We start from the raw sequence: 19,420 nt of genomic DNA on the forward strand, positions 1-19,420 counted from the left end.
ACCTCCGCCGTGACAGGGCGGCATTCTAACCAGCTGAACTACCGGATCAATTTTTTAAAGAAATTGAGAAAACTTCTGCGATCCGGACGGGACTCGAACCCGCGACCTCCGCCGTGACAGGGCGGCATTCTAACCAGCTGAACTACCGGATCAATTTTTTTAAAAGAAATTGAGAAAACTTCTGCGATCCGGACGGGACTCGAACCCGCGACCTCCGCCGTGACAGGGCGGCATTCTAACCAGCTGAACTACCGGATCAATTTTTTAAAGAAATTGAGAAAACTTCTGCGATCCGGACGGGACTCGAACCCGCGACCTCCGCCGTGACAGGGCGGCATTCTAACCAACTGAACTACCGGATCAAAATTTTAAAGAACTTCGTTTCTTTTTCGTGGTTGCAAAATTACATCTTTTTTTGTTATCTGCAAATTATTTTTGAAAAAATGCCTCCCAATACTGGAAGGCATTCATTATCAAACTTATTTTTTTTATAAGTGAGCGCTTAATTTTTCAGCGATTACCTCTTTTGGAGCTACACCTACTAACTTATCTACTACTTCTCCGTTCTTAAAAATAAGAACGGTAGGGATATTTCTGATGCCATACTGCATTGAAATTTCCTGGTTGTTGTCTACATCCACTTTTCCCACTACTGCTTTTCCTTCAAAATCTGATGCAACTTCTTCGATAATTGGTCCTAAAGTTCTGCATGGTCCACACCATACTGCCCAAAAATCTACTAATACCGGTTTGTCTGATTTTAAAACCGTATCCTGAAATGAGCTGTCTGTAATTTCTAAAGCCATTTTGTTTCTTTTATTTTAATTAATATTATATTCTCGTTCAATTCTTCTATTGAATGCTCAAAATTACGATTTTTACCTCATAAGACTATCTATGCTCAACATTAGTTTTTTCTATAGCATAGTCCTTTGAGATTTCTTTTAGTGCATTCACTAATGCATCAATATCTGCTTTTGTTGTCATATGACTGAAAGAGATACGCAATGGGGTACCGTGATCCATTTCATCTTCTGAAAGTACCATCATCATTACCATTGATGGCTTAGAAGCTCCGGATGAGCATGCACTTCCCTGAGAAATAGCAATACCTTTCATATCCAGCTGAAGCCCGATTAATGGGTTCTTATAAGGTAACAGAGCACTTAATACAGTGTAAAGACTATTCTCCTTTTCAGCGCTTCTTCCATTGAATTTAATCCCTGAAATTTCTGCTGAAAGCCTTTCTATAGCATAATCTTTAATCGACTGCATATGATTGGTATATTCTTCCATATGATTCAGAGAAAGTTCTAACGCTTTTCCAAGCCCTACAATACCGGCAACGTTCTCTGTTCCCGCTCTGAGGCTTCTTTCCTGAGGTCCGCCTGTAATAATTCCTTTTAAACCCGTTGCTTTTCTGATGAAAGCAAAACCGGATCCTTTTGGTCCGTGGAATTTATGAGCACTGCAAGAAGCAAAATCTACCGGAATTTCAGATAAATCCAGATTCATATGAGCCATTGTCTGTACAGTATCCGAATGGAAAAGAGCATGGTATTCCTTACATAGCTCAGCCACCTTTTTAATATTAATAAGGTTTCCTATCTCGTTATTGGCGTGCATTAGGCTTACTAAAGTCTTTTTATCCGAATTTTTTAATAATTCTTCTAATTTATTAAGATCAATATCTCCTTTTTCATTAGGGCGGATATAATTTACCTCCACTCCTTTTCTGCTTTTCATATCCAGGATACTTTCAGAGACACATTTGTGTTCTAAAGGCGAGCTGATGATCCTTTCAACACCAAGGTGCTCCACACTGGATTTAATAATCATGTTGTTGGATTCTGTTCCACAAGAAGTGAAAATAATTTCAGCAGGAGTTACATGAAGATAGTCTGCAACCTGCCTTCTTACATTTTCAATAAGGATTTTCGCTTCCTGGCCAAAACTATGCGTTGAAGACGGATTCCCGAAATTCATCTTCATTGTACCCACCATTGCGTCTATAACTTCTTCTGCAAGAGGAGTGGTTGCGGCATTATCTAAATATATTTTATCCATTATTATTTTGAATATTTTAATTCTACGGAGTTAAACTGATAATCTGAAGGAACAGCAAAAATAAACCAAGGATTGGAAATCACCTGAATTTCCATTCCGCCAGATTGTTCTTCACCCGGAACTTCCACGTAAAGAACGTTATTTTTCACAAAAGTATTTTTGATTTCGGTGATTCTGTGACTTCCTGATCTAAACATTCCCATATTATACAAAACAACTTTCTTATTTTTCGGAAACTCAGGATCATTGGCAGCAGGTTCTTTTCCCAGCTCTATAAGGCCAAAACTTCCTTTAATAATACGATGAAAGTCATTTTCATCTTTAATGATTCTGAAACTTACTTTATCTGCGCCACCCTGCGACTCAGAAACAAGAAGTTCTGCTTTTGTATTTTGCATGCCTGATGTTTTCTGGGATGATGTACTTGCGCAGCTCATTAAAGTTGCAACAAATACGATGAACAGCCTTTTCATTTTTTACACTTTTATCACCCAAAATTAGTGAAAAAATTGGTAATGTCCTTCATTTGCCCATTTCAACATTGGCCGATCTCCCGAAGTATCGCCAAATGCAATAATTTTATCGTATCTGGAATCGTTGATTTCTTCTTTAATTCTTACCAGCTTTTCTTTTCCGTTACAATTTTTACCTATAAAATTTCCCGTGAACACACCGTTTTTGAACTCTGCGCGTGTAGAAACAAGCTGCATTTTTAATTCTTCTGCAAAAGGTTTCACCCAGATATCCAGTGAGGCAGTTACCAATAAACTTTGTGTATTATTTCTATCGATATTTTTTATAAAGTCTAAAGCATTTTCTCTGACAATTTTAGGATAATGATGTTCAAAAAACTGTTTAGACTTCAATTCAATTTTTTCCTGCGACTGCCCTTTCAGAATAGAACCTATAAAGCTTTTTTTCACTTTCTCCGTTTCAGCCAGCTTAAGTTTCAGTAAAATAAAAAGGGGTACATGTCTTAAAAATTGAATTCGGTATCTTGTAGAATCGTAGAATTTAAGATACATAAACATAGTATCCTTATACGTTAAAGTTCCGTCAAAATCAAAACAATACAACTTTTTCATTTTTTTAAAGCTTTAATTTCTTGAATATAAATTCAGGGATATTCCTGATAATCATCATAATAATACTCCAAACCGGCAAAACATATGCCACATTTTTCTGCTTTTTGAATGCTTTATAAATGCATGCAGCAGCTTCTTTTGGAGTTGCGGTCAGTTTAGGATTCAAAGGCAGACCTTCTGTCATTTTGGTAGCCATAAATCCTGGTTTTATGGTCAGAACATGAACTTTTTTATCAAAAAGATAGTTTCTAAGACCACTCAGATAGGCTGTAAAAGCGGCTTTTGCACTTCCATAAATAAAATTACTCTGCCGTCCCCTGTCACCGGCTACTGACGAAAGCCCTATAATCGTTCCTGATCTTCGGCTCTCAAATTTATAGGCAAAATAATTCATCACAGGAACCAGTTTCGCATAATTGATTCCGATAATACGTTCTGTGTTTTTGTTATCATAAAGCCCCTCTTCTGTTCCTTCTCCTAAATATCCCACAGCGCAAAATAATACATTTGAATTGATATTATCAAATCTGTTGTAATCAATTTCTTTGGTAAGGTCCAGCTCAATCACTTCAGACTGCTGCAGAAACTTCACATCAATATGTCTTGCAAACCTTTCCGTAGTTTCTTTATTTGAGGTAAAAAGGTAGATTTTTCCAAATTTCTCTCCTTCCTGAAGCGCTTTTTCCACAAAAGCCTGTGCCACTTCAGATGTACTTCCCAGAACTATCATTATGAGTTGTTATTTATAATTCTTTTGTGCTGTAATGACACAAATTTAGAGTTTCGAATATTTTTCAGATAATTGGTGAGTGATGATCTGCTCATGCTGTCTTTGGTAAGATAAATTCTTCCTCCGAACTCCTGAACAATACCATCCAGCTGATCAACAAGTTTTTTTAGTTTAGAATTCACCTTGAAGTCCAAAGCCAGGGTATATCCTTCCATCGGAAATGAATTGTAAGCCTCTGGGTTATTTTTTCCGAAAAGTTTTAAAACAGCCAGAAATGAGCCGTTTCCGCTTTTGGCAATGGTTTCAAGAATCCTTTTCATTCCTTCTTTTCCGGCTTCTTTGGGAATCACCATCTGATATTGGATAAATCCTGATTTTCCATAGATTTTATTCCATTCATTAATTGAATCCAGCGGGTAGAAAAACGTTTCATAATCAATAAAATTTTTCACCTCTTTTTTGGATTGTTTTTTATAATATAGCCAGTTGAAAATTTTTACCGTCAGGGCATTCAATACAAATCCCGGAAAATAAAACGGAACAGTTGGCTGTAGTTTTTTCTTTAATCGTAAAGGGGTTTTTACCAGATTCTGAGGCAGCTCATGCTGAAAAGCATGCTCTCCTCTCATCAGAATACTTCTGCCGATATTTTTTCCTTTCTGGAGGCAATCAATCCAGGCTACCGTGTATGTCCAGTTCTCACTTTCTTCAAATAACCTGAAAATTTCATCTAAATTATCAGCCTTGATGCTTTCCTGACGAATATAGGCGGATTCTATATTTTTGAGCTTAAATTTTGCAGTAAGGATGATTCCTGTCAGTCCCATACCTCCAATGGTGGCCCAGAATTTCTCTGCATTTTCCTCTCTGGAACAGCTGATGATTTCCCCGTTTTCCGTCATCAGCTTAAACTCGATAACATATTCCGAAAAACAGCCTTCAGCATGATGATTCTTTCCATGCACATCAGAAGCAATAGCCCCTCCTACGGAAACAAATTTTGTCCCGGGCGTCACATAAAGGAAATATCCCTGAGGAACAGCTATTTCAAGAACGTCTGAGAGGAGAACTCCGGCTTCACATTCAATGACCCCGTTCAAACGGTCAAAGCTGATGAATTTATTTAATTTTTTGGTAGAAAATATAGTTTCTCCTAATGAGGCATCTCCATAACATCTGCCGTTTCCTCTGGCAATGACCTCATTATGATTCAGTACAAACTCCTTTATTTTTTTGAAGCTGTCCTCAGATCTCATTTCTTTTTCCACTACAGGGAAATTTCCCCAGTTGGTCACTTTTTGTGTGAAATTCGGCTTCATTTTTTAAAGTAAATTTGAATTAAAAATGTGGCAACCCAAAGTAATAGAGTGACCTGTATATAACGATCTCTGTATACAATTTTCGTTGGGGATTCTGTTCTGTTGTATACCAGTGTCTGCTGAAGATATCTCAAAAGCGCGAAGACTACAAAAACTACAGTATAAAACACTCTTTCATGAAATCTGGCCTGAACTTCCGGTGATAGAGTAAACATCAAATAACATACGATGGCAAGAGTGATGGAAATAGATAAGGCAATATCTGCAAACTGAACATTATAGCCATCCAGCGCCCTTCTTGTTTTCCCTGAAACCTGAGCATTGATAAGCTCTCCTCTTCTCTTTCCGATAGCAAGGACCAGTGCTAACACAAATGTCAGTAAAATAGCCCATTGGGAAATACTTATTCCTGTGATATATCCTCCTGCTAAAACCCTTAATACAAAACCAATGGCTATAATAAAAATATCAATAATCGGAACATGTTTTAATCTAAAGGTATAGGCAAGATTCATCACCACATAAAAGCCTATGATTGCTCCAAACTTCCATAAAAACTGATGAAAATATAATTGTGCAAAGAATACCAGAGCAATGTCGGCAATAATGAGCCCGGTAAGAATCCCTATGGCTGTTGATTTTGATATAGCACCGCTTGCAAGAGGTCTTCTTCTTTTTTCGGGATGTTTCCTGTCTGCTTCAATATCGTTATAATCATTCAGAATATAGACAACACTGGCAGCCAGCGAGAAAATAATGAATGCAAAAATACTTTTGGCAAGTAAGTCTACATTGGTGATATTACCTGAAAAAAACAGAGGGACAAATACAAAAAGGTTTTTCACCCATTGCTCCACCCGGAGCAGTTTAAGATATTTCTTCATTTATGCTGTTTCAAATACAAAAATAACAAATTCAAAATTGATAGTATAAAAATACAAAAAAAACCGCCGGAGCGGTCTTTTACGAAAATATTTATATGTTAAATTAATTATTGCCCTTGCTTGGCATCATTAATCATTTTCTCGTTAGCAGTAATAGCAAACTCTACTCTTCTGTTTTTAGCTCTTCCTTCGTCAGTATCATTGCTGGCAACCGGCATATTCTTACCTTCACCTTTCGTAAACATTCTGTTTCCTGTGATCCCTTTACCTACCAAATAAGATTTTACGGCATCGGCTCTTCTCTGAGAAAGTGCTAAGTTGTATGCGTCTTTACCTACGCTGTCTGTATATCCGTAGATATTGATGTTTGTATCAGGGTTATCACTTAATACTTTTGCAAGTTTATCTAAGTTACCCTGAGCCACAGAAGTAAGATTTGAAGAGTCGAAAGCAAAGTTCACAATACTTTCGTTCATGGTCACCTTAATACCGTCTCCTACTCTTTCTACCTGAGCACCTGGTAAAGTTTCTTTAATATCTCTGGCCTGCTTATCCATTTTGTTACCGATAACATTCCCTGCAACTCCTCCGATAATACCACCTAACACAGCACCTATCGCACCATTTCCGCCTCTGCCTACGTTGTTACCTAAGATACCACCTAATACAGCTCCGGATGCAACACCTACTGCTGTACCTCTTTGCTGGTGATTTGAATTCTGAACTGCTTCACAACTTGTCAATAACAAAGCTGATGATAAGAAAAGCGCTCCTGCGTATGTTTTAGTAAATTTCATTTTTTTGATCTTTTATGTTTATAAATTATTTCATTCCGGCTCTTTCAAAATTGTAAACAACTTTTACATTTCCTCCTTCAAACGGAACATCTTGTTCAAGTGAAAACTGGTCTGTACTTTGGCTTACTAATGTCAGCACGTACCCTGCAGTATTTTGTTTTGCTTTTGTGCCGGTAGCGATTTTTTTAAACATAAATGTGCTACCATCTTTTACTTCAAACTTGATCGGTTGTGTAATAGCCGGACAGCTTCCTCCTCCGTTTAGGGTATACGCTCCGGTCCAGTTATTAGGAATTAATCTCCAATGACTTCCTACAAAACATTGCGCGTCTGCTCCTTCATCGAAAGGTTTGATTTTATATCCTTTTTCATAATTAACGCTTACAATCTGCCAATCTCCTTTTAATTTAAGGAAGTCTGCCTTTTGATTTTGAGATGTAGCTGCTCTATTCACTGAGGAACAAGACACTGCAAAAAGTGATGTTCCTAACATCCCTGCAAGTAGTAACTTTTTCATTTTGTTGTTTATTATTTTGTTACCTTAAAGTTACAAAAAACCGTGCCAAAATTGAAAATAAAAAATAAAAAAGTCCGAAAATTTCGGACCTTTTATGGTTTAGCCTTAAATACAGGCAGATAAATTATTTTTTAACCTTCTTTTTTACGGATTTGACTTCCTCGAGCTTACGTTTAGAAGACATATTTCCGGAAGCAGATTTACCGTTATAAAAGTTGGTATACGCATATTCTGCGGCTTTCTTTAAATCGATAACACCACCCGCCTGAGAGTAATCGGCAAACCCTTCTGTTGTGTTTGGGTTGCTGGATTTTACAAGGGCCTCGATAATCTGATATGGTTTAAGATCCGGCATATACGCTAACAGAACTGCTGCAGCTCCTGCAACAACCGGTGAAGCCATAGAGGTTCCCTGAAGGTATTTGTATTCGTTTTTAGGAACCGTAGAATAAATTTCTTCTCCCGGAGCAAAAACATTTACCATTTTCTTATTATAATTAGAGAAACTTGCTCTCAATTCATTATTTTTATTGGTGCTTGCTCCTACTACAAGAACATTGCTTACAAATGGTTTTTCATCGGCAGCATTTTTAAAATTGGTAGGATAAGCTAAATGCTCTGCGACATCTTCATTTTCGTTACCTGCAGCCTTTACTAAAAGTACGCCTTTATCTTCTGCGTATTTAAAAGCATCCCAAACAACGTTTTTCCCTGGGGAAACCGGTTTTCCAAAGCTCATATTTAAAACTCTTGCTCCATTATCTACTGCATATCTGATGGCATTGGCTACGTCTTTATCTCTTTCGTCTCCGTTTGGAACTGTTCTTACAGACATAATTTTAGCGACTTTGGAAGCTACCCCGTACTGAACTTCTTTTCCCTGAGGAAGTCCTGCAATGATTCCTGCTACGTGGGTTCCGTGTTCTGCATCAGGTCCTTCATAATGATTATTTCCATAATTTTTTTCAGCATAATCATCATAATTATCTCCTACAATTTCTTTTCTGGTATCATAGCTCAAATCATACTGTTTAGACTGAGGGGCATAATAATCAATAGCTTCTTTCATCTGATCTTTGATCCCTTTTTCGAATTCAGCAGCAGACTTTCCTTTGAATTCAGGGCTTTGAGAAACCTGTCCTAATACCTGAAGGGCAATAGCATCTTTCTGATCAGTTGGTGATTTGATTGCAGAAAGGGTTTCTGAAGTTACAGGCTTTCCACCCAGCAATTTCATCATATTCGGAATCAAATCATTGATCATTGTATATGTCTGAAGGCCTTGTTTGGCCTCCAGGCTCTTTTTATTGAAAAGATCTTTAGATTTCATATACAAGGCAAATTCTTCCGGCATTTTTGCCTGATTTGCTTTGTTTTTTGTAGAATCCTCTCCCTCAAAAACCGGTTTATATTTGGCAACAACTCTTGTTACTTCCATATTATCGATATCTACATCTCCGTTCTTACCTCCGATGAAGTTCCATCCATGTACATCATCGATATATCCGTTTCCGTCATCATCTTTTCCGTTTCCCGGAATTTCATTCGGGTTAGACCATATGTTTTTTACCAATCCCGGATGATCTATCTGTACTCCGCTGTCCAGAACCCCTACAACCACTGTTTTAGGTTTCAGGCCTTTAGATTCCAGATATTTATATGCATTTGCTGTATTTACACCATATACTTTTGAAGTGGCAAAATCTTTATGATACCACGTCATCAGATCTTTATCTTCTTTAGGGTCAATAGTTTTAGCTTTAGATTCCTGTGCGTAAGAGAAACTGAAACCTGTTAAAAAAACAGCAGCTAATAATACCTTTTTCATATGTTGAGATTTATTTTTATGTCATAGGCAACCGTCATTTTTGTTTCCTGAGAAAAATGGCCAATGGCGGTTTTATACTAATATGATTGTTTAATATTCTTTATATAAGTAAGAGATTCGGGTCCTTTGTTACAAATAAGATCCAGAACCGATAAATCTTCCAAAAATCCAAGTTTATCCGAGAAACTCTGATAGTATTCCTCCATTTCAAATTCTGAAGGAAGCTTTGCGGAAAACTTTTCTCTGTAATTGATACTTTCAGGATTTTTGATATATTCTTCATTCAAAGAGTGTGCCTTTTCCGTTTTAAGTATTTGTTGGATGATTTCCAACCCCTTAAGGTTAAAGTCAAGAAGAAATTTTTCTTTCAGATCAAATATCTTTCTGAATTTGTCTTCATAATACTCAAAATAAGGTGAGCTCTGATAAGCTGTTTTGATAGATTTCCAGTGAAGGCTTCTCCAGTCTTCTCTATATGAAATCTCAATATCTTTCATTTCTCTTTTCCCGTTATGGTTAATGGGAATAATCAGTGAAAGCTTTCCGTTTGCCCCATAGATATTGGCTCTGTTTCTATAGGTTTGCTTTGGAAAGTTTTCAAATTGTTCAAATACAACGTTATTTTCAGCATTTAAAAACACTGAAAACCATGAAACCGGAGGCATATAAAAAGCCGGCAATAAAATATTTTGCATAATAATAAATTCTAATTTTTAGGATAAAAGATCCTTCCTACGACATCATTTTCATCAATAAAACCAAGATAGCGGGAATCTAAACTACTATTGCGATTATCTCCCAATAAAAATAATTTTCCTCCCGGAACGACTACGGGGCCAAAGTTATCTGCATTCCAATCTTTATGATGATATACTTTATCAATATCCGGACTGGGACTGGTATCTATAAATCGCTCATGAAAAAAATTATCATTAAGCTCTTTATCACTCAGCTGGGCAATAAAGTAATTTTCATTCAACTGAAAAATTTCATGCTCATCAGCTCCTTTGAAAATAAGGTCATTGGCATATCCTCTATCTATTTTATAAGGATGTTTCACATTAAACTGATCAATCAGTACTCCATTGACATATACGTTTCCATCTTTAATCCATACTTTATCATTTTCCACTCCTATTAATCTTTGTACATAGACTCCTTCGTGATAGTCCTTATTTCTTTGATTATAGGCGAGCATTGTAAATTTATCATACGGTAAAATATTACTCATAAAAACAACTGATCCCTTTTTAATAGTTGGCTCATTTCCTGCTTGTGGTACAAAAGCATATTGCAAAACCCCTGAGAGTTTTGCAATAATAAAAACAGTTACAATAAAGCTTCCTGCTAACAGGACTCTATTAAATATTTTACTTTTAAACACTATTCTTCTGTGTTTTTCTTTCTGAATAATTTCACGAAATACTCCCAACCGAAGAATAATATCAGGATCATTGCGGCAATCCACCAGTAAGAAGTTTTATTGGCTTCTCCGGTATTGGTTGCTTTAAACATTCTTTCCCAACGAATCTTGAATGGCGCCTGATAGGTGGAGCTGTTATCTGCAAAAGCCCCCTGAAGGCTCATCCATGTAAACATTGGTTTTCCGACAATATTTTCTTCCGGAACGAAACCAAAGAATCTTGCATCTAATGAAGCATCTCTGTTATCCCCTATCATCATATAATAATCCTGTTGGATCGTATACTGGTTTGCTTCTTTCCCGTTGATAAAGATCTTTCCGTTCTTTTTTTCTAAGCTATTGTGCTCATATTCAGAAATAATCCATTGATACATGGGAAGTGTTTCAGTGTTGATAGCTACAACATCTCCTTTTTTAGGGATTCTTAGCGGGCCATACCAATCCTGATTCCAGGGTTTGTTGATCGGGAAAATAGACTGAGTGGTATCAATCTTTGTTTTCGCTTGATCTCTGTAGTATACGGCAGCCTCTCCTTTTACTGAAACGTCTTCGTTCATTTCAGTGACCTGAGGAAGAGTTTTGATATCTTTAGCAATCTTATCCGTCAGTCCCTGGAAAGCATAAATATATCCGCCTTTGTTTTGTTCCACTTCCTGAACTGGTAAAAACCCGTAAGCTTTGTATAATGTAGGAATATCTAACTGACTGCTGGTAGTTACAATATATCTGTGCTGAACTTCCTGATCTCCCAATACAGTTTCCGGCTTTCCGTTCACGAAAAGTCTTCCCGCTCTCATTTCAAAAGTATCACCTGCAGTAGCCACACATCTTTTTACGTACGGATCTTTTCTATCTATTGCAGTGTGTACCGAATCCTGAGGATAGTTGAAAACGACTACATCATTTTTCTGTGGTTTATTGAACTGCAAAATTCTTGTATAAGGCAGTTTTACTCCATCTACATAAGACTTCGGATCATCTTTCGGGTTTCCTTTCTGTCCTGTATCCATAATTGTTCCCTGAAGGAAAGGTATTGCTAAAGGACGCATTGGAAGTCTGTAACCGTAGCTCCATTTGTTTACGAAAAGGAAATCACCTACCAATAATGTTCTTTCCATAGATCCGGTAGGAATCCCGAACGGCTGGGTTATAAAAACGTGGATAATCGTTGCAAAAACTACAGCAAACGTAATAGATCCCAGGAAGGTATCTTTCTTTTTTACACTTTTTTCTTCGTCGGTTAGAAACAGATCATTTGCATTTTCATCTTCCAGCTCTACATCTTTGGAATAATTGATGACGGCCATATAAATAAATGGAAGAATCACCGTAAGAATCTGATCCTTGAAGAGTGTTTTTCCAAATTTCTTTACCAGATAAAGATGAAAAACAGACATCATGATTGGCCCTACAATCGGAAGATAAGATAGAACGGCCCACCATTTCGGGTGTTTCGTTTCTTTAAGAATAATGAAATAATTATAGAAGGGTATAAATGCAAATAGAGGATTGTACCCCATTTTTTTAAACAACTTCCATGTTGAGATCCCCATTAATACGGATAAAATGAGAACATATACTGTATAAGTTAAAAAATAATTCATAAATTTTTCTGCCTATTCTGATAATATAAATGATAAAATGATGAGCAATAAATGATCACAGCTTTCGGCTATTTACAATTCACTATTCATCATTTCTGTTATGTGTCGCAATTTAAAGAATTTGTTACAAATTAAAGCCCCAAAACGTCTTTCATTCCGAAATTTCCTTTTTTATCTTTAATCCATTCGGCTGCAACTACTGCGCCTAATGCAAATCCGTTTCTGTTGTAAGCGGTGTGTTTTATTTCAATTTCATCCACTTCACTTCTGTAATAAACACTATGAGTTCCCGGAACCTCATCTTCACGTACAGCGAAGATTCCAAGCTGTTTCCCCTGAGTTTCCTCAAGTTTCCAGGCATCAAATTTCGGATTGTTACTGATAATGCCTTCTGCAATAGAGATTGCTGTTCCACTTGGGGCATCTTTTTTATGAATGTGGTGAATTTCTTCTAACTGACAGGAATATTCATCTACATTTTTCATTAAGTCTGCCAGTTTTTCGTTCAGTGCAAAGAACAGATTCACTCCCAGGCTAAAGTTAGATCCATATAAGAAAGCGGTATCATTATCAACAGCTAATTGTTCTATTTCCTGTTTTTTTTCAAGCCATCCGGTCGTTCCGCAAATCACCGGAATTTTATTTTCAAGACAGGCTTTGATGTTATCGAATGCTACTTCTGGTAGAGAAAATTCGATGACAACATCAGGATTATTAAGATTTTCAGCAGTTGGTGTTTCCTTCAGGCGGGCCACTACTTCATGTCCTCTTTTCTGTGCGATCTCATCTATGATCTTACCCATTTTACCGTAGCCAACTAATGCTATTTTCATATGCTATTTTATATTTATGATCAGATTATTCTGTTTCTTATCTGAGAAATTCCGATCCTATGTTCTATATTAAAATCTATAACTTAAACTCAACCCTGTTTTTGGAGTATCATAACCATACTGATCCTGAATGACCGTTGGTTTGAAAGAAAGGTCAGGGTCATGACGGCTTTCGTAAAGGTGAGCATCTACTACTGAATCCACAATATTCAGAATATAAATTAATCCTGTTATCGCTATTGCATAATCTCTTTGTCTTTTGGCTCTATCCTGTGCATTTCCTAAAGCTCTTTTATCCAGAAACGGATGACTGTCTACGAATTCATTAGGAGTACCGTTGAGTTTGGCTACATAATATTCACGATATTTTTTGTACTGATTATCATTCCAGATTGCAATTCCCACTCCTGTTCCTACAGCCCCCCATACAATGGGAATTTTCCAGTATTTTTTATTATAATACTGACCTAATCCCGGAAAAACAGCAGAATACAAGCCTGCTCTCGTAGGGTTTAGCTTCAATGTTTTCTTGGTAGGTCCGTTCGCTTTTTCAAGATCTGCAATAATTTTTGCTTCGGTCTTTCCTGGCTTTGGTTTTACCACAGAGGATTCCTCTTTCGGAAGACTTTGCGGTACCCGAACCGTATCAATAGGGGCGACTTGTGAATATGCCTGAGCAGCGATGCACAAGAAAAATGTGAAAAATATTTGCTTCATTATTTAATATGAGACAAAATGTATTCCAGCTCTTCTTCATTTTTGAAGTCCAGAACAATTTTACCTTTTTTACCATTTCCGGAGGCCTTTATTTCCACTTTTACATCCAGGATGTCAGCAATGGTTTTTTGGGCTCTTTTATAATTATTGGAAAGTTCTGCATTTACTTTCTTTGCAGCGGGAGATTTAGGATTTTTCAATGCTGCTGCAGCTTGTTCAGCCTGACGAACATTCAGTTTTTCTTTGATAATCAAATCAAACAATACCTGTTGATTCTCTTCATTTTCAAGACTGATGATTGCTCTGCCGTGTCCTGCAGAAATTTCACCACTTCTGATTGCATTTTGAATATCCGGATTTAATCTTAATAATCGGATAGAATTGGTAATTGTACTTCTGTCTTTTCCTATTCGCTGACTAAGATTTTCCTGAGTAAGACCGATTTCCTCCAACAGCCTGTGATAAGTTAAGGCTATTTCAATAGCATCAAGATCTTCTCTCTGAATATTTTCAACAAGAGCCATCTCAAGAAGCTCCTGGTCATTTACTAAACGTATATAGGCAGGAACAGTCGTTAATCCCGCTATTTTACTAGCTCTGTAACGTCTTTCCCCAGATATGATCTCAAACTTCTCACCATCTTTTCTTAACGTAATAGGCTGAATTACCCCTAGGTTTTTAATAGACTGCGCAAGTTCATTTAATGCTTTTTCATCAAAATAAGTTCTTGGCTGCGTCGGATTCGGATAAATATCTTCAAGCGCAACTTCTACAATATTTCCAACGAATTTATCCGCTCCTTCATCGGTAGCTGAATTAACTGTTGCTTTAGATTCTGCACTTAAAATGGCTCCTAAGCCACGTCCCATAGCTCTTTTTTTGTCCTTCATAGATATAATTGATAAATGATGTTTGATAAGTGATGACTGGCATTCACTCATGGGCCATTTATTATTAATTTAATTTTTTATTAAATTCTCGTTCTTTAAAAGAACTTCTTCTGCTAGCTGAATATACTGTACAGCCCCTTTACTTTCGGCATCGTAATTCAGAATACTTTCTCCGAAGCTTGGCGCTTCACTCAATCTTACATTTCTGCTGATAATTGTTTCAAAAACCATTTCAGGGAAGTGCAAATTAACTTCTTCGACTACCTGGTTTGACAACCTCAGTCGGCTGTCATACATGGTAAGAAGAAGACCTTCGATATCAAGATCTTTATTATGGATCTTCTGAACATTCTTAACGGTATTCAAAAGTTTTCCAAGTCCTTCTAATGCAAAGTACTCACACTGGATCGGAATAATTACGGAATCAGCTGCCGTAAGAGCATTCACAGTAATAAGACCTAAACTCGGTGCACAATCGATAATGATATAATCATAATCTTCTCTTACACTGGCCAATGCTTTTTTAAGCATATATTCACGATCTTCCTTGTCTACCAATTCGATTTCCGCTGCTACAAGGTCAATATGTGATGGAATAATATCTAGGTTGGGAGTTGCAGTTCTCTTGATACAAGCTCTTGTATCCGCACTGTGCTCCAATAGATTATACGTAGAATACTGAACATCTTCTACTCCAAGCCCAGACGTTGCATTCGCCTGAGGATCAGCGTCAATGATTAAGATTCTTTTTTCCAATACCCCTAATGCTGCTGCCAAGTTTACAGCTGTGGTAGTTTTACCAACACCTCCTTTTTGATTAGCAATACCTATGATTTTTGCCATTATTCGAACTTTAAGTTTCAAAAATACACTTTTTTCTTTGCTCTCGGTGAACAGAGAAATTCAAAATTGAGTTAAAATATTGTTAATAAGCAATTTAACATTTAAAAAAATTATCCACAAAAAAAAATCTTTGTGGATAACTTTTAAAATATATTCCGTACTGATTATTCAAACCTCATTGAGATCGGAAATTTGAAATAACTTCTTACGGATTCTCCTTTTTTATTTTTTGCAGGAATCCATTTTCCATTTTTGGAAATAGCTTTAATAGTTCTTATTGCTTCATTATTAAAATCGGCATTGCCACCACTCGCCTTGATTCCCGAAATGGTTCCGTCCATTTCTACGATAAAGGTCACTGAGGTTTTCATCACATCGTCAGAGCTAAATGCTGAGCCGTCAAAATTATTCATCACTTTATTTCTGAATGAATCGATGCCGCCTACAAAATTAGCTTCAACACTAAGTTCAGTTTCAATCTTTTTAGGATCGGTCTTTTCAACTACAGGAGGCGGAGCCACATAAGGCGTACTACCGTTTCCTATTGTCTGAGGCTGAACAGGTATATAAGCAGTGGTTTCAATCTCTTTTCCCGGCGACGTCTGTGTACCTGCTACTGCTTTTTCAGTATCTTCCTGTATCTTTTTTTCATTTTTAACAACAGCCTTAGGTTCTGGTATTGTAGCGTCATATGTTTTAACTTTTTCTGCCTGTATAGCTTCCGGCTTCACCTGTACAGGCGGATCTTTAGGAGCCGGATCATCAGGAATAATCATAGGCGGCGGAAGGAAATATCCACCATCCTGGATGACTTCAGGAGTTCTAAATGCAGAAATCAAAAGCGGGGTAATTGACACAGCTGCCAATAAGCTCACTCCTACAAAAAGTGCTTTGGTTAATATTCTATCTGATTCGTTTCTTAATACATAGGCGCCGTATTCTTTGTTGCGGTGCTCAAAAAGAACTTCGTTGAAACGAAATTCTTGATTTTGGTTCAGGTGTTTCATCACTATTACTATTTAAACTGTTAAAAAATAATGATTATTAGTTTTGTTAGTTCTTATCGATAAGCAATGTTTCAATATCAAAATATCTGCCAAAATTTTATCAAAACACTATTGTTTTTAAAAAAAATATGATAATATTAAAATTTTAACACTTTTAAAATCCTCATTCTGACGCCTTAATTTCTGTGTATTCAAGAAACATATCTCTGGCAGTATTAATTTTAAATTCGTAAATCCATCAGAGATAACCGTATCAATTGTTTAAAAAAAAAGAGGCTATCACAATGACAGCCTCTTGTATTATTTATTTATAAGAAATATTAGAATAATTCTTTTCTGATGATGTTCTGACTTCTTTCAGGACCTACAGAAACTAAGTATACATTGATTCCTAAATATTTTTCAATAAACTCAATGTATTTCTGTGCATTATCAGGAAGCTCATCGTAACTTCTTGCTTTTGTAATATCTTCTTCCCAACCCGGTAAATCCTGATAGATTGGCTCGTAATTGTACAATTTCTCAGTCGAAGAAGTTAAGTAATCGATAATTTTTCCGTCTTCAGTTTTATAATGAGTAACGATTTTAAGGGTATCAATTCCTGTAAGAACATCTAATTTTGTGATCACAAGATTATTGATTCCGTTTATCATACAAGCATGTTTTAAAGAAACAAGATCTAACCATCCTGTTCTTCTCGGTCTCCCTGTTGTAGCTCCGAATTCTCCACCGATTTGTCTGATTTTCTCTCCTAATTCATTATCCAGTTCGGACGGAAATGGTCCGTTTCCTACTCTTGTGCAATAGGCCTTCGCAACCCCGATAAGATTCTGAAGTGAAGTTGGCGGAACACCTGCTCCTGAACAAACTCCTCCCGTAGACGGAGAAGATGAAGTAACATACGGATAGGTACCAAAATCGATATCCAGCATTAAAGCCTGAGCTCCTTCGAACAATACGTTCTTCCCTGCCTGAATAGCTTCATTCAGTTCCAGTTCCGTATCAACGATTCTGTCCTGAAGTTGTTTCCCGATTTCTAAGAATTCATTATAGATTTCTTCAACATCCAAAACCGGTTTTCCATAATATTTTTCAAAAAGAGAATTTTTAACTTTTAAGTTTTTCTCAATTTTATCTCTTAAAATCTCAGGATTTAAAAGATCTACCATTCTGATTCCCACTCTTGCGATTTTATCTTCGTAGCAAGGTCCGATTCCTTTTTTAGTAGTTCCGATCTGAGTTCCTCCGTGCTCTTCTTCACGGTATGTATCCAAAAGAATGTGGTAAGGCATGATAACATGCGCTCTTCTGCTGATAAAAATGTGGTCAGTTTTCAGTCCTTTGCTTTCGATCTGGTTGACTTCCTTAATGAAAGATTTAGGGTTTACCACTACTCCGTTCGCAATGATACATTTCCCTTTGCATTGAAGAACTCCTGAAGGAAGAAGGTGTAAGACGAATTTTTCTTCCCCTACATACACCGTGTGACCTGCGTTGTCTCCACCCTGGAAACGTACTACGTAGTCTGATTTTGCAGATAAAACATCCGTTATTTTTCCTTTGCCTTCATCTCCGTACTGAAGACCTACAACTACATAAGTTGACATATTTTACTTTTGTTTTTAGATTCGTGCAAAATTACTTTTAAAAAAAATGACGACCAAATTCTGAAGGATATTTATTTTTAATCAGGGTGAAAATCATAACGTTTAAGACACTAAAACAAAGTATTAATCTATGTTATCAGGATTAACAAAAAATTAAAATTTTAAGAAAAATTTAATCAAATATCTTTTCATTAATTACGTATCTTTGATCGTTCCCCTAAAAAAATTAAAGATATTCCACATTATGAGATCAGCACAACAATCGGGATACTTGCTCTCCAATGTCAATAATAAGTCTAAACTTTTCTTTACGCATTTTTCACCTGAATCCATAAAAGCCACTTTATTGATTGTTCACGGTATGCAGGAACACAGCGGAAGATATTCGGAGATTGCAATGTATTTTGCCAGTCAGGGAATTGCGGTATTAACATATGACCATCTGGGGCATGGAAAATCGGTAAGAGATAAAAAAGAAATCGGATTTTTCCAGCTAAACAGACCGGATCAAAGGTTAATTGCTGATGCAGAAATGATGGCGGATTATCTCAGGGTAAGATATCCTGATCTTCCTCATTTTATACTCGGACATTCGATGGGATCTTTTATTACACGCTGTCTTCTTCAACAATCCGGTGATCAGTTTGCAGGAGCTGTTATTACAGGAACAGGCGGACCGTTACCGGGCATAAACTTATTAAGAAGTTATTTATCATTAGCCAGTTTCCTTGCTCCCCGTCATCGTACACTTTTAAACTTTGTTTTTACAAGGGTTAACAATAAACATTTTAAAAACGATAAAGACTTCAGTACAACCAGCTGGCTGAGCCTTAATCCAAAAAACAGAAATGATTTTGAACAGGATGCATTATGCGGGATTCCATTTACCAATAATGCTTTTTATACATTGTTTACCGTTTATAAAAAAGCAACGCAAAGGAATTGGTCTGATAGCATTTCTAAATCCTTTCCTTTTTTATTTGTAAGCGGGCAGAATGATCCTATTGGTGATTTTGGCAAAGGCGTGAGCAATACTGTTGAGCATTTAAAAACTGATGGATTTTCGGATGTAGAAACCAGAATCTATCCGGAAATGCGTCATGAGATTCTTAATGAAGAAATACGAGGCAAGGTTCTTAGTAAAATCTCCGGCTGGATACTGAAACACTGTAAACAACCTTCCACAGATCAGGCCGAGCAGTAACACACAGGAAATCATTTTACTAATTTATTAAAAAAGACGGGCTAAAGCCCGTCTATAATACATTT

The 19,420-nt window shown here is 36.7% G+C and carries 20 protein-coding genes and 3 tRNA genes; 1 reads left to right on the forward strand and 22 read right to left on the reverse strand.

Annotation, left to right across the window (positions count from 1 at the left end):
- Positions 1-78 precede the first annotated feature (78 nt).
- The 22 genes from JO178_RS18970 to JO178_RS19075 all read right to left on the reverse strand — a co-directional run bounded on the left by JO178_RS18970 (position 79) and on the right by JO178_RS19075 (position 18,151).
- Positions 79-152, reverse strand: a tRNA-Asp gene (locus JO178_RS18970).
- A gap of 32 nt (positions 153-184) precedes the next feature.
- Positions 185-258: transfer RNA gene (locus tag JO178_RS18975), tRNA-Asp, on the reverse strand.
- 30 nt (positions 259-288) lie between these two features.
- A tRNA-Asp gene (locus tag JO178_RS18980) sits at positions 289-362 on the reverse strand.
- Positions 363-488: 126 nt separating this feature from the next.
- Complete coding sequence (trxA, locus tag JO178_RS18985) at positions 489-806, reverse strand: thioredoxin (RefSeq protein ID WP_027374941.1); 318 nt, start codon at positions 804-806, stop codon at positions 489-491.
- A gap of 85 nt (positions 807-891) precedes the next feature.
- Entirely contained in the window at positions 892-2,067 is a 1,176-nt protein-coding gene (locus tag JO178_RS18990) for a cysteine desulfurase family protein (protein ID WP_291939189.1), read from the reverse strand.
- 2 nt (positions 2,068-2,069) lie between these two features.
- Complete coding sequence (locus JO178_RS18995; protein ID WP_291939192.1) at positions 2,070-2,540, reverse strand: hypothetical protein; 471 nt, start codon at positions 2,538-2,540, stop codon at positions 2,070-2,072.
- A gap of 24 nt (positions 2,541-2,564) precedes the next feature.
- The gene (locus JO178_RS19000; RefSeq protein ID WP_291939195.1) at positions 2,565-3,152 is read right to left on the reverse strand and encodes an HAD family hydrolase; all 588 of its coding nucleotides are present in this window, start codon (positions 3,150-3,152) and stop codon (positions 2,565-2,567) included.
- Positions 3,153-3,156: 4 nt separating this feature from the next.
- Positions 3,157-3,882, reverse strand: a complete 726-nt coding sequence (locus tag JO178_RS19005; protein WP_291939198.1) for an SDR family NAD(P)-dependent oxidoreductase — start codon at positions 3,880-3,882, stop codon at positions 3,157-3,159.
- The gene (locus JO178_RS19010; protein WP_291939200.1) at positions 3,882-5,201 is read right to left on the reverse strand and encodes an FAD-binding oxidoreductase; all 1,320 of its coding nucleotides are present in this window, start codon (positions 5,199-5,201) and stop codon (positions 3,882-3,884) included. The genes JO178_RS19005 and JO178_RS19010 overlap by 1 nt, the downstream gene beginning before the upstream one ends.
- Positions 5,198-6,085, reverse strand: coding sequence for a decaprenyl-phosphate phosphoribosyltransferase (locus tag JO178_RS19015; protein WP_291939202.1), 888 nt, complete (start codon positions 6,083-6,085; stop codon positions 5,198-5,200). The genes JO178_RS19010 and JO178_RS19015 overlap by 4 nt, the downstream gene beginning before the upstream one ends.
- 107 nt (positions 6,086-6,192) lie before the next feature.
- Entirely contained in the window at positions 6,193-6,882 is a 690-nt protein-coding gene (locus JO178_RS19020) for an OmpA family protein (protein ID WP_291939205.1), read from the reverse strand.
- A 25-nt stretch (positions 6,883-6,907) separates the two neighbouring features.
- The gene (locus JO178_RS19025) at positions 6,908-7,399 is read right to left on the reverse strand and encodes a lipocalin family protein (protein WP_291939207.1); all 492 of its coding nucleotides are present in this window, start codon (positions 7,397-7,399) and stop codon (positions 6,908-6,910) included.
- Positions 7,400-7,523: 124 nt separating this feature from the next.
- Entirely contained in the window at positions 7,524-9,227 is a 1,704-nt protein-coding gene (locus JO178_RS19030; RefSeq protein ID WP_291939211.1) for a S8 family serine peptidase, read from the reverse strand.
- Positions 9,228-9,304: 77 nt separating this feature from the next.
- Positions 9,305-9,922 carry a WbqC family protein gene (locus JO178_RS19035; RefSeq protein ID WP_291939214.1) on the reverse strand — a complete coding sequence of 206 codons (618 nt, stop codon included), beginning with the start codon at positions 9,920-9,922 and terminating at the stop codon, positions 9,305-9,307.
- A gap of 11 nt (positions 9,923-9,933) precedes the next feature.
- Positions 9,934-10,611, reverse strand: a complete 678-nt coding sequence (gene lepB, locus JO178_RS19040) for a signal peptidase I (protein WP_291939217.1) — start codon at positions 10,609-10,611, stop codon at positions 9,934-9,936.
- Positions 10,611-12,254, reverse strand: a complete 1,644-nt coding sequence (gene lepB / locus JO178_RS19045) for a signal peptidase I (RefSeq protein ID WP_291939219.1) — start codon at positions 12,252-12,254, stop codon at positions 10,611-10,613. The genes lepB (JO178_RS19040) and lepB (JO178_RS19045) overlap by 1 nt, the downstream gene beginning before the upstream one ends.
- Positions 12,255-12,385: 131 nt before the next feature.
- Positions 12,386-13,087, reverse strand: a complete 702-nt coding sequence (gene dapB, locus JO178_RS19050) for a 4-hydroxy-tetrahydrodipicolinate reductase (protein ID WP_291939222.1) — start codon at positions 13,085-13,087, stop codon at positions 12,386-12,388.
- A 69-nt stretch (positions 13,088-13,156) separates the two neighbouring features.
- Complete coding sequence (locus JO178_RS19055) at positions 13,157-13,804, reverse strand: DUF5683 domain-containing protein (protein ID WP_291939225.1); 648 nt, start codon at positions 13,802-13,804, stop codon at positions 13,157-13,159.
- The gene (locus tag JO178_RS19060; RefSeq protein WP_291939228.1) at positions 13,804-14,694 is read right to left on the reverse strand and encodes a ParB/RepB/Spo0J family partition protein; all 891 of its coding nucleotides are present in this window, start codon (positions 14,692-14,694) and stop codon (positions 13,804-13,806) included. Before JO178_RS19060 ends, JO178_RS19055 begins: the two co-directional genes overlap by 1 nt.
- Positions 14,695-14,763: 69 nt before the next feature.
- Complete coding sequence (locus JO178_RS19065) at positions 14,764-15,537, reverse strand: ParA family protein (protein ID WP_291939231.1); 774 nt, start codon at positions 15,535-15,537, stop codon at positions 14,764-14,766.
- Positions 15,538-15,701: 164 nt separating this feature from the next.
- Positions 15,702-16,544 carry an energy transducer TonB gene (locus tag JO178_RS19070; RefSeq protein ID WP_291939234.1) on the reverse strand — a complete coding sequence of 281 codons (843 nt, stop codon included), beginning with the start codon at positions 16,542-16,544 and terminating at the stop codon, positions 15,702-15,704.
- Positions 16,545-16,864: 320 nt separating this feature from the next.
- Positions 16,865-18,151, reverse strand: coding sequence for an adenylosuccinate synthase (locus JO178_RS19075; RefSeq protein ID WP_291939238.1), 1,287 nt, complete (start codon positions 18,149-18,151; stop codon positions 16,865-16,867).
- A gap of 244 nt (positions 18,152-18,395) precedes the next feature.
- On the opposite strand from JO178_RS19075, the gene JO178_RS19080 reads away from it, so the two are divergent.
- Positions 18,396-19,355 carry an alpha/beta fold hydrolase gene (locus JO178_RS19080; RefSeq protein ID WP_291939241.1) on the forward strand — a complete coding sequence of 320 codons (960 nt, stop codon included), beginning with the start codon at positions 18,396-18,398 and terminating at the stop codon, positions 19,353-19,355.
- Positions 19,356-19,420 lie beyond the last annotated feature (65 nt).

The organism is Chryseobacterium sp. (assembly GCF_019236175.1).
Lineage (GTDB): Bacteria > Bacteroidota > Bacteroidia > Flavobacteriales > Weeksellaceae > Chryseobacterium.

Coding starts and splice junctions, on each gene's coding strand:
- JO178_RS19060 (WP_291939228.1), bottom strand. CDS start 14,694: ATGAAGGACAAAAAAAGAGCTATGGGACGTGGCTTAGGAGCCATTTTA.
- JO178_RS19070 (WP_291939234.1), bottom strand. CDS start 16,544: ATGAAACACCTGAACCAAAATCAAGAATTTCGTTTCAACGAAGTTCTT.
- lepB (WP_291939219.1), bottom strand. CDS start 12,254: ATGAATTATTTTTTAACTTATACAGTATATGTTCTCATTTTATCCGTA.
- JO178_RS19015 (WP_291939202.1), bottom strand. CDS start 6,085: ATGAAGAAATATCTTAAACTGCTCCGGGTGGAGCAATGGGTGAAAAAC.
- JO178_RS19035 (WP_291939214.1), bottom strand. CDS start 9,922: ATGCAAAATATTTTATTGCCGGCTTTTTATATGCCTCCGGTTTCATGG.
- dapB (WP_291939222.1), bottom strand. CDS start 13,087: ATGAAAATAGCATTAGTTGGCTACGGTAAAATGGGTAAGATCATAGAT.
- trxA (WP_027374941.1), bottom strand. CDS start 806: ATGGCTTTAGAAATTACAGACAGCTCATTTCAGGATACGGTTTTAAAA.
- JO178_RS19055 (WP_291939225.1), bottom strand. CDS start 13,804: ATGAAGCAAATATTTTTCACATTTTTCTTGTGCATCGCTGCTCAGGCA.
- JO178_RS19065 (WP_291939231.1), bottom strand. CDS start 15,537: ATGGCAAAAATCATAGGTATTGCTAATCAAAAAGGAGGTGTTGGTAAA.
- JO178_RS19025 (WP_291939207.1), bottom strand. CDS start 7,399: ATGAAAAAGTTACTACTTGCAGGGATGTTAGGAACATCACTTTTTGCA.
- JO178_RS19010 (WP_291939200.1), bottom strand. CDS start 5,201: ATGAAGCCGAATTTCACACAAAAAGTGACCAACTGGGGAAATTTCCCT.
- JO178_RS18990 (WP_291939189.1), bottom strand. CDS start 2,067: ATGGATAAAATATATTTAGATAATGCCGCAACCACTCCTCTTGCAGAA.
- JO178_RS19005 (WP_291939198.1), bottom strand. CDS start 3,882: ATGATAGTTCTGGGAAGTACATCTGAAGTGGCACAGGCTTTTGTGGAA.
- JO178_RS19030 (WP_291939211.1), bottom strand. CDS start 9,227: ATGAAAAAGGTATTATTAGCTGCTGTTTTTTTAACAGGTTTCAGTTTC.
- JO178_RS19080 (WP_291939241.1), top strand. CDS start 18,396: ATGAGATCAGCACAACAATCGGGATACTTGCTCTCCAATGTCAATAAT.
- JO178_RS19020 (WP_291939205.1), bottom strand. CDS start 6,882: ATGAAATTTACTAAAACATACGCAGGAGCGCTTTTCTTATCATCAGCT.
- JO178_RS19000 (WP_291939195.1), bottom strand. CDS start 3,152: ATGAAAAAGTTGTATTGTTTTGATTTTGACGGAACTTTAACGTATAAG.
- JO178_RS18995 (WP_291939192.1), bottom strand. CDS start 2,540: ATGAAAAGGCTGTTCATCGTATTTGTTGCAACTTTAATGAGCTGCGCA.
- JO178_RS19075 (WP_291939238.1), bottom strand. CDS start 18,151: ATGTCAACTTATGTAGTTGTAGGTCTTCAGTACGGAGATGAAGGCAAA.